This is a genomic window from Methylobacterium sp. FW306-05-D (genome assembly GCF_058782155.1).
Map to the genome: position 1 here is coordinate 1 of NZ_JBYSXL010000128.1, position 7,149 is coordinate 7,149.

7 protein-coding genes are annotated in these 7,149 nt (G+C 67.7%); 4 read left to right on the forward strand and 3 right to left on the reverse strand.

From position 1 onward, the window contains the following. On the forward strand, positions 1 to 1,199 hold a 1,199-nt coding region (locus AC3WLN_RS23170; protein ID WP_492485227.1), incomplete at its 5' end, for a glycerate kinase type-2 family protein. A gap of 319 nt (positions 1,200 to 1,518) precedes the next feature. After that, positions 1,519 to 1,941: a DUF1036 domain-containing protein gene (locus tag AC3WLN_RS23175; protein ID WP_492485229.1), complete on the forward strand. Its 423-nt coding sequence runs from the start codon at positions 1,519 to 1,521 to the stop codon at positions 1,939 to 1,941. Between the two features lie 377 nt (positions 1,942 to 2,318). On the opposite strand, the gene AC3WLN_RS23180 is transcribed toward AC3WLN_RS23175, so the two are convergent. After that, entirely contained in the window at positions 2,319 to 3,128 is an 810-nt protein-coding gene (locus tag AC3WLN_RS23180) for a glutathione S-transferase family protein (RefSeq protein ID WP_492485231.1), read from the reverse strand. A 221-nt stretch (positions 3,129 to 3,349) separates the two neighbouring features. Here AC3WLN_RS23180 and AC3WLN_RS23185 point away from each other — a divergent pair, with 221 nt between their 5' ends. Further along, a complete protein-coding gene (locus AC3WLN_RS23185; protein WP_492485233.1) occupies positions 3,350 to 3,913 on the forward strand; it encodes a TetR/AcrR family transcriptional regulator in 564 nt (187 codons plus the stop codon). 289 nt (positions 3,914 to 4,202) lie between these two features. Here AC3WLN_RS23185 and AC3WLN_RS23190 read toward each other — a convergent pair whose 3' ends face one another. Then, positions 4,203 to 4,901 (reverse strand): glutathione S-transferase family protein, encoded by a 699-nt coding sequence (locus AC3WLN_RS23190; RefSeq protein ID WP_492485235.1) that lies wholly within the window; start codon positions 4,899 to 4,901, stop codon positions 4,203 to 4,205. Between the two features lie 113 nt (positions 4,902 to 5,014). Here AC3WLN_RS23190 and AC3WLN_RS23195 point away from each other — a divergent pair, with 113 nt between their 5' ends. Beyond that, positions 5,015 to 5,590: a TetR/AcrR family transcriptional regulator gene (locus tag AC3WLN_RS23195; RefSeq protein ID WP_492485237.1), complete on the forward strand. Its 576-nt coding sequence runs from the start codon at positions 5,015 to 5,017 to the stop codon at positions 5,588 to 5,590. A gap of 375 nt (positions 5,591 to 5,965) precedes the next feature. Here the strand turns inward: AC3WLN_RS23195 and AC3WLN_RS23200 are convergent, their stop codons facing one another. Next, positions 5,966 to 6,187, reverse strand: coding sequence for a con-10 family general stress protein (locus tag AC3WLN_RS23200; RefSeq protein ID WP_492485239.1), 222 nt, complete (start codon positions 6,185 to 6,187; stop codon positions 5,966 to 5,968). Positions 6,188 to 7,149 lie beyond the last annotated feature (962 nt).

Below are 7,149 nucleotides of genomic sequence, written 5' to 3' on the forward strand. Positions count from 1 at the left end.
TGCCCGCCCCGGGCCCCGGCCGCCTCCTCATCCTGGGCGCCGGCAAGGCCGGCGGCAGCATGGCGGCGGTGGCCAGCCGGTTCTACCGGGAGGAGCACGGCGTCGATCCGAGCCGCATCGTCGGCCTCGCGGTCGCCCGCCACGGCTACGGCGAGGAGGCGCCGATGATCCGCATGGTCGAGGCCGGGCACCCGGTGCCGGACCAGGCCGGCATCGACGCCACCATCGATACCCTGAAGATCGCCGCCGATGCCGGGCCGGACGACGACGTGCTGGTGCTGCTCTCCGGCGGCGGCTCGGCCAACTGGATCGCCCCGGCCGGGGAGCTCACCCTCACCGAGAAGCAGTCCATCACCAAGGCCCTGCTGCGCTCCGGCGCGCCGATCAACGAGATCAACTGCGTGCGCAAGCACCTCTCGCGGATCAAGGGCGGCCGCCTCGCCATGATGGCGCGCAACGCCCGCTCGATCCTGACGCTGGCCGTCTCCGACGTGCCCCACGACGACCCGGCGGTGATCGCCTCCGGCCCGACCGTGCCCGATCCCACCACGCTGGCCGATGCCCGCGCGATCTGCGAGCGCCGCGGCATTCCCCTGCCCGAGACCGCCAAGGCGCTGCTGAACGATCCCGCCAACGAGACCCCGAAGGCCGGCGACCCCGCCTTCGCCCGGGCCGAGTACCGCATCATCGCCCGGCCCATCGACGCCCTGGAGGCGGCCGCCGCCGCCGCGGCCGCGGCCGGCTACGAGCCGGTGATGCTCGGACCCGACGTCGAGGGCGAGGCCCGCGAGGTCGCCGCCGAGCATGCCCGCATGGCCCTCGACCTCGCGCAGGCCGGCCGCAAGGTCGCGATCATCTCGGGCGGCGAGCTCACGGTGACGATCCGCGGCGAGGGCCATGGCGGGCCGAACCAGGAATACGCCCTGGCCCTCGCCCTGGCGCTGGACGGCGCCCCCGGCATCCTCGGCATCGCCGCCGACACCGACGGCACCGATGGCGGCCGCGGCGAGGCCACCGATCCGGCCGGCGGCCTCGTCGACCCGACGACGCTGGCCCGCGCCCGCCAGGCCGGGCTCGATCCCGCCGCGATGCTGGCCGACAACGATTCGACGAAGTTCTTCGCCACCATCGGCGACCTCGTTCAGCCGGGTCCGACACGCACCAATGTCAACGATTGCCGCATCATCCTCGTCGGCTAGGAACGCCGGCGGGCGGACCCGGGTCATCGACGGTTCCACGCTCACCCCGCATCCCTTCCCTTTTGGGGAGGGATGCGCGGTGCGACGCGTGCTGTCCGGGAGCGGTGAACCGTCGGACTCGAGAGATCTTCCCGCCACCCCGTCATCCCGGGGCCGCGCAGCGGAGCCCGGGCTCCAGACACGCAGGTGGCGCCGAATGTGGATGTGTCGGCGGCTCTGGATTGCACGCCGCGGGCGCGCCCCTTCCGGGCCGGGCGCGCCCGCGGCGCCCCGGACTGACGGCGTGGGGACGATGACGCCAGAGCGCAACGGCAGGTCCATGGTCCTCGCGGGCGTGGCCCTCCTGGCCGTCGCGCTGCTCCCCGCACCCGCCCGCGCCGACCTGCGCATGTGCAACCAGACCGCCAGCAAGGTCGGCATCGCGCTGGGCTACCGCGACCCGCAGGGCTGGGTCACGGAGGGCTGGTGGGACGTGGCGCCGAAGGTCTGCGAGACGCTGCTGAGGGGCTCCCTCGCGGCGCGGTTCTACTACGTCTACGCGGTGGACTACACCCGCGGCGGCGAGTGGAGCGGCCGCTCGCTGATGTGCACCAAGGACCGCGAATTCACGATCCGCGGCGTCGAGGACTGCCTCGCCCGCGGCCTCGACCGCAACGGGTTCTACGAGGTCGATACCGGCGAGCAGAAGAGCTGGACGATCCAGCTCACCGACCCGAACCAGCCGGTGGCGCCGAGCCCCTGAGGGACGGCTGGGGTTCGGCCGGGGCGGGTTCGGGTCTCACGCCGTCGGTCCGGTTCGTCTCGGATGGCGAGGACCTGTTCCTCGACCCTGCTGCGGAGGGTTCGGCGAGGATCGACGGCGAGCTTCGACCTTGGGGTCGTGAGCGGGCGTTCCGTCTTCGACCCGACCCGGCCGCCTGGATCGGCACGGGCACTTCCCATCAGCGGCCATGCGTAGTGGCGATGGGTTGGCCGTCCGGCACTCTCGGTCGGGGCTGGGGAGCGGACCTGGGTCGTCCGCTCCGAGACGGATCTTTGCGCCCGGGCATTCGGATGACAGGAAGGACCGGGAAACGGGTCCCCGAGGCCGAAACGACGGCACGCGGGGACGCCGTCAGGTCAGACAGGCTGGAAGGCCGGTTCGAGCTCGGGATAATAGGTCTTCAGCATGCGCTGCATGTACCGGCTCAGGTTGGGGATGCTCCGCGCGTGATCGGTTACGTCGGGGTGCATCCCCCGCGCCTGGAAGATCGCCAGCGTCAAGCCGAAGAGCACCGCGTCGAACGAGGTCGGGCGGTCGGTCCCGAGCAGGTAGCGGTTGTCGCCGAGGATGCGCGAGATCGCATCGAGATCCTTGCCGGCCTTCTCGACGATCTCGGCCGGCGTGAAGCGCGCGACGCCCTGGTCGTAGCAGCGCTTGCGGAAATCCTCGCGCCGTTCGGCGAGGGCGTCCTGGATCTCCTGCGGGAGCGCCGTGGGATCACCGACCATCGCCTTCAGGATGAAATCCCAGCCGTTCTCGTCGAAGAACTCGTAGTAGATGATGATCCAGTAGAGGTGGTCCTCCAGGGTGCGCTGGACCAGATGGCCCACCGCCTGCTGCGCCGGCGTCAGAGCGGCGTCGGGGTCGCCCTGCGTCCGCTTCAGGTAGCCGACGATGAGGTCGGAATCGGCCAGCCGCGTGTTGCCGACGCTGACGAACGGCACCTTTCCGCGCGGCCCCACGTCCGGAACCGGCTCCGCGACGATCTCATGGGGAATGTCGAACAGGCGCAGATACGCATCCAGCTTCGCGACGAACGGGGAGAAGCTGGGCACATGCTTGGAGAACGCGCTGGCGCCGAGCCCGACCATGTGGAGCTTGAGGGCGGTGTCCGGTCCAGCTTCGATCTCGGCGTAGGGATTCGCGTAGACGGGATAGTGCTTCATCGTCAGATCCACAGACATTCGAGGACACGCATTCCCCTCCGCCGCCCGACCGTTCGGTCGCTGCGGGGCCGGTTCCATTTCTTTGGTGACACCGGGGTGCGATTTATGTACCGTACCGCATACAAAACTGGCGGTCAAGGCTTTTATGCGAGATGGTACAAAATAAGGATGCCCCCGCGGCGCGACCGCGGGGAAGGCCGAGGAAGTTCGACGAGGCCGAGGTGCTGGCGTTGGCCCGGGACGCGTTCTGGAACAACGGCTACGCGGCGACGTCGGTCGACGACCTGGCCACGGCGACCGGCCTGAACCGCCCGAGCCTCTATGCCGCCTTCGGCGACAAGCACGCGCTCTACCTGCGCGCGCTCACGGAGACCGTCGCCTGGTCGGTGGAGGGGATCAGGCAGCGCTTGGAGACCGATGGCCCCCTGCGGGACACCCTCGCGTCCTTCCTGATCGAGGCGGCCGAGAACACGCTCGCCGGGACTGTGGGCGCGCGCGGCTGCTTCGTCGTGTGCACGGCGGTGACCGAAGCGCTGCGCGATAGCGCCACCCGCGCCATCGCGGCAGCTTACGTGACTGACGTCGATGCGGTCTTCGAGGAACGCTTCCGGCGTTCGGCGAGCGAATTGCGCGAGGGCGTCGATCCGGCTTCGGCCGCGATCGTCGCCTCGGGCATGCTGCAGACGCTGGCGATCAGAGCGCGAACCGGGTCCGATCGGGATGCCCTGGTGCAGGTGGTGGACGCGGCCGTGACCGTCATCTGCGGTCCTCGTACGGCCGCCTGAGCGCCCTCGTGACCGCCCCGGCACAGGCTGTCACGAGGCTCGGCTCTGGCGGAGGACCGGGGCCCGTCAAGCTGCAGGGACGCGACCCTTCCGAGGGTCGTGAGCGGGCGCGACGGCGGTGTCCGCCCCTGCCACCCACGACCGGCACGGGGTCGATCCGCAATCGACCCCGTGCCGGTCGTGGGGACCTTCGCGATCGCATCTCCAAAGCAGCCATCGCAAAACGCCGCCCAAAGTCGGTCAGGGCAGCCTTGCGGTCGGGCGTTTGCCAAGCCCGGCCGCCGAACGCTCATGGGCGATTGTCGATCTCCGGCACACCGCTGCTACGGTCGGCATAGGCGGCGACGAAGGTCGGTCGAGCCTGCCAGCGCCGCCAGAAGGCATCGAGATGTTCGAACCGCTCATCGAGCGGGGTGGCGTTGACGGGGAACTTGGAGAACGCAATCGCCGTCGCCAACGTGATGTCGGAGAACGTCGGCTGATCGCCACCCAGCAGCCAATCGCGGCCATCCGCGAGATGCCGGTCTACGAGACTGGCATGCGCCAGCGCCACCTTACGTGAATGCTCGCCCCAAGCCGGGTTGCTGGTCAGCTCGAGCTTCGGGCCCAATCCCTGATGCAGGACGTGGAAGGCGGTGACGATAGGGTAGAGGATGTGCACCCACACCCGGCTGTCCCACATTTGATCGAGACCGCGCTCATGGGCCGTCGCCCCCATGATCTTGCGGCCCTCGAACGTGTCGTCGAGATAGCGGGCGATGGCAGAGGTTTCGCTCAGGTAAGAACCATCGGCGAGCGCGAGGGTTGGCGTCTCGCCCCAGGGGTTCATCTTCAGGTGCCTCCACCCCCGCTGCTCGCCCACCGGCGACATATCGTAGATCGTCTCGTCGAAGCGGTCGGCGATGCCCTTCTCGTGCATGAAGATTCGCAGGCGCTGCGGATTGGGGAAGGCCGAGGGGGAGGTGAAGAGGCTGAGCTTGTCGGACATCGTCTTCTCGCTTTCGAGATTATCAGTCTGTCTGTCAGATGACAGACACGGAGCTAGAGCGGGGATCTTGTGCCGTCAACCCCTGTCTGCCATATGACAGACGGAGATGGACCATGGCAGCGACGTCGAAAGCGAATGTGAAGGAGGCCATTCTCGTGGCCGCCCGGGAGGCGGCGATGGCCTATGGCTACGGCGGCCTCAACTACCGCGACCTTGCAGAGACCGTCGGCATCAAGGCTGCCAGCATCAACTACCACTTCGCCACCAAGGCTCTCCTCGGCGAGGCCGTTGCACGGCGCTATTGGGAAGACATCGCACGCGATCTCGAAGCCATTTCAACGAATGCCCGAAGCCCAACCGAAGCGTTGCAGCGATACCCGAGTATCTTTCGGTCATCCCTGGAGCGCGGCAATCGCATGTGCCTGAGCAGCTTCATGGCGACGGAACATGACGAGTTGCCCGAGCCAGTGTTGAAGGAGGTGCAAACTTTTGCCGACGTTAATACGGCTTGGCTATGCAAGCATTTGGTCGCTGCCAAACTCGCCTCGCCAGGCGAGGGTGAATTAAGAGCGTGCGCCATTTATGCTGCTGTAGCCGGAGCGCAGATTATCGCTCGCAGCCGTTCGAACGTTGAGCTGTTCGACCATATGATCGAAAGCTACCAACGAACGGGATTGCTCCCAAGTTAGTAAAGCTTTGTATCTCGAAATTGCGAGTGTGGGTGCCTCCGCCGCATCTGATCCACACCGGACGACCGGTTCAACACATATCTCGTCCAGAAGCAGACCGGCTGTATTCCAGTCTTGCGGAGTTGCCTTGTCCATCGCCACGACGCGGACTGTTCAGTGGGGCGCTCCGGGACCAGGCTGTGTGAACACGTGCTAATCTGGTGGAGTGATTTCCGATCTGAGGAGGTCGGGGGAACCGGCTCTCCCTGAGCCGACAGGGCTCGCCTTCCGGCGCGGCCCTCGACCGAACGCCACATCGGAAAGTGGGTCGGACCCCCCACTCTCCGATGCTAGTGCTTGGTCGATCGTCAGGGTCGACCCAGGATTCGGACGACCCTACGAACTCTGACCGCCTTTTCTACCGGCCTCGGCGGCTTTTTCGCGATCGTTCGCGAAGTTGCCACCGGAAGCTTGACCACCCTTATGTCCAGCTTCGGACGCGCGTTCGGGGTCATTGGCGAAGTTGCCGCCGGACGCCTGTCCACCCTTACTGGCAATCTCGCGCTGCTTGTCATCGTCCATAGATGCAAAGCCGCGTTTGGATGTGTCGTTTGACATGATAGATTCGCTCACTGATGAGACGACATCTTGAAAAATACCCGGCAACGGGTCGGTTCCGGAAGCTGATTACATTGTAGGTTTTCGTACAGTGATAACCCGTGACGGCGACGGTTCCCGTCGCGCTGGAGTCGCGTGACCCGGCGAGCGTCACCACCGCCGCATTCCGCTCTCCCCGTCGTCGGCGCGCGCCGAGCCGCCGGAACAGGCGCATCGGAACGACAGCCAAGGGAGGCCGTCGGTGAAGGGTGCCGGCCAGGCACGGCACCGGGCGTTCGCGAATCGCCGAGACCTTGCCGGGTGCGAGGTCCCTGCCGGGTGCAGAGATTCTGCAGAGTGCCGAGACCTTGGGCGGTGCCAGGATCGGGAATGTCCTGCCCGACCCCGCGCGGCGGCGGGCAAGGCCGGGGTCGACATCGTTCGTCAGCCGAAAAACATTGACAATATTCCTAGTTTGTGATTTCGTACCGCCACTCGCCTCCCCCACCGGGAGGCCCGCCGGCGGACCGGGCCGGCGGGTTTGGGAGGAGGAGACGGCGCCCGCGTCGATGGCCCGGTTTCGCCATCGCCCCGGGCCGCACCGCGCGACGCAAGGTGTTCCGGCAGGAGGCCGCTTCGGCGGCCCGTCTCCTGGGGCACCCCCAGACAACGGACGGCCCGCCCACTACGAGGCGGGTCCGGGGCCTGGAGCCATGATCAGCCGGCCGCCGGTGCGGCGATCCCGCGAGGGATCGGGGCATCGGAGGAGGGCCGCCACAAGCCGAGTCGCCGGCGCCGTAGGCAAGACGCCGTGACGTGACGGGTTCGGCCCTCCGGGGCCGGGTCCAGGGACGCCGGGGAACCGGTCTTCATTGTCTTCCCGTGGTTTCGCGGCGTCCCGCGTCTCCCGCCATCGCGAGCCCGCGCCGGACACGGCGGCGGGGCCGCCCACCCGTGTCCGCATCCCCCGTCCCCCTGTGCCC

Bases quoted from the DNA above. Each gene is read 5' to 3' on its own strand.
- AC3WLN_RS23180 (WP_492485231.1), bottom strand. From the start codon at position 3,128: ATGAAGCACTATCCCGTCTACGCGAATCCCTACGCCGAGATCGAAGCT.
- AC3WLN_RS23195 (WP_492485237.1), top strand. From the start codon at position 5,015: ATGGCAGCGACGTCGAAAGCGAATGTGAAGGAGGCCATTCTCGTGGCC.
- AC3WLN_RS23175 (WP_492485229.1), top strand. From the start codon at position 1,519: ATGGTCCTCGCGGGCGTGGCCCTCCTGGCCGTCGCGCTGCTCCCCGCA.
- AC3WLN_RS23200 (WP_492485239.1), bottom strand. From the start codon at position 6,187: ATGTCAAACGACACATCCAAACGCGGCTTTGCATCTATGGACGATGAC.
- AC3WLN_RS23190 (WP_492485235.1), bottom strand. From the start codon at position 4,901: ATGTCCGACAAGCTCAGCCTCTTCACCTCCCCCTCGGCCTTCCCCAAT.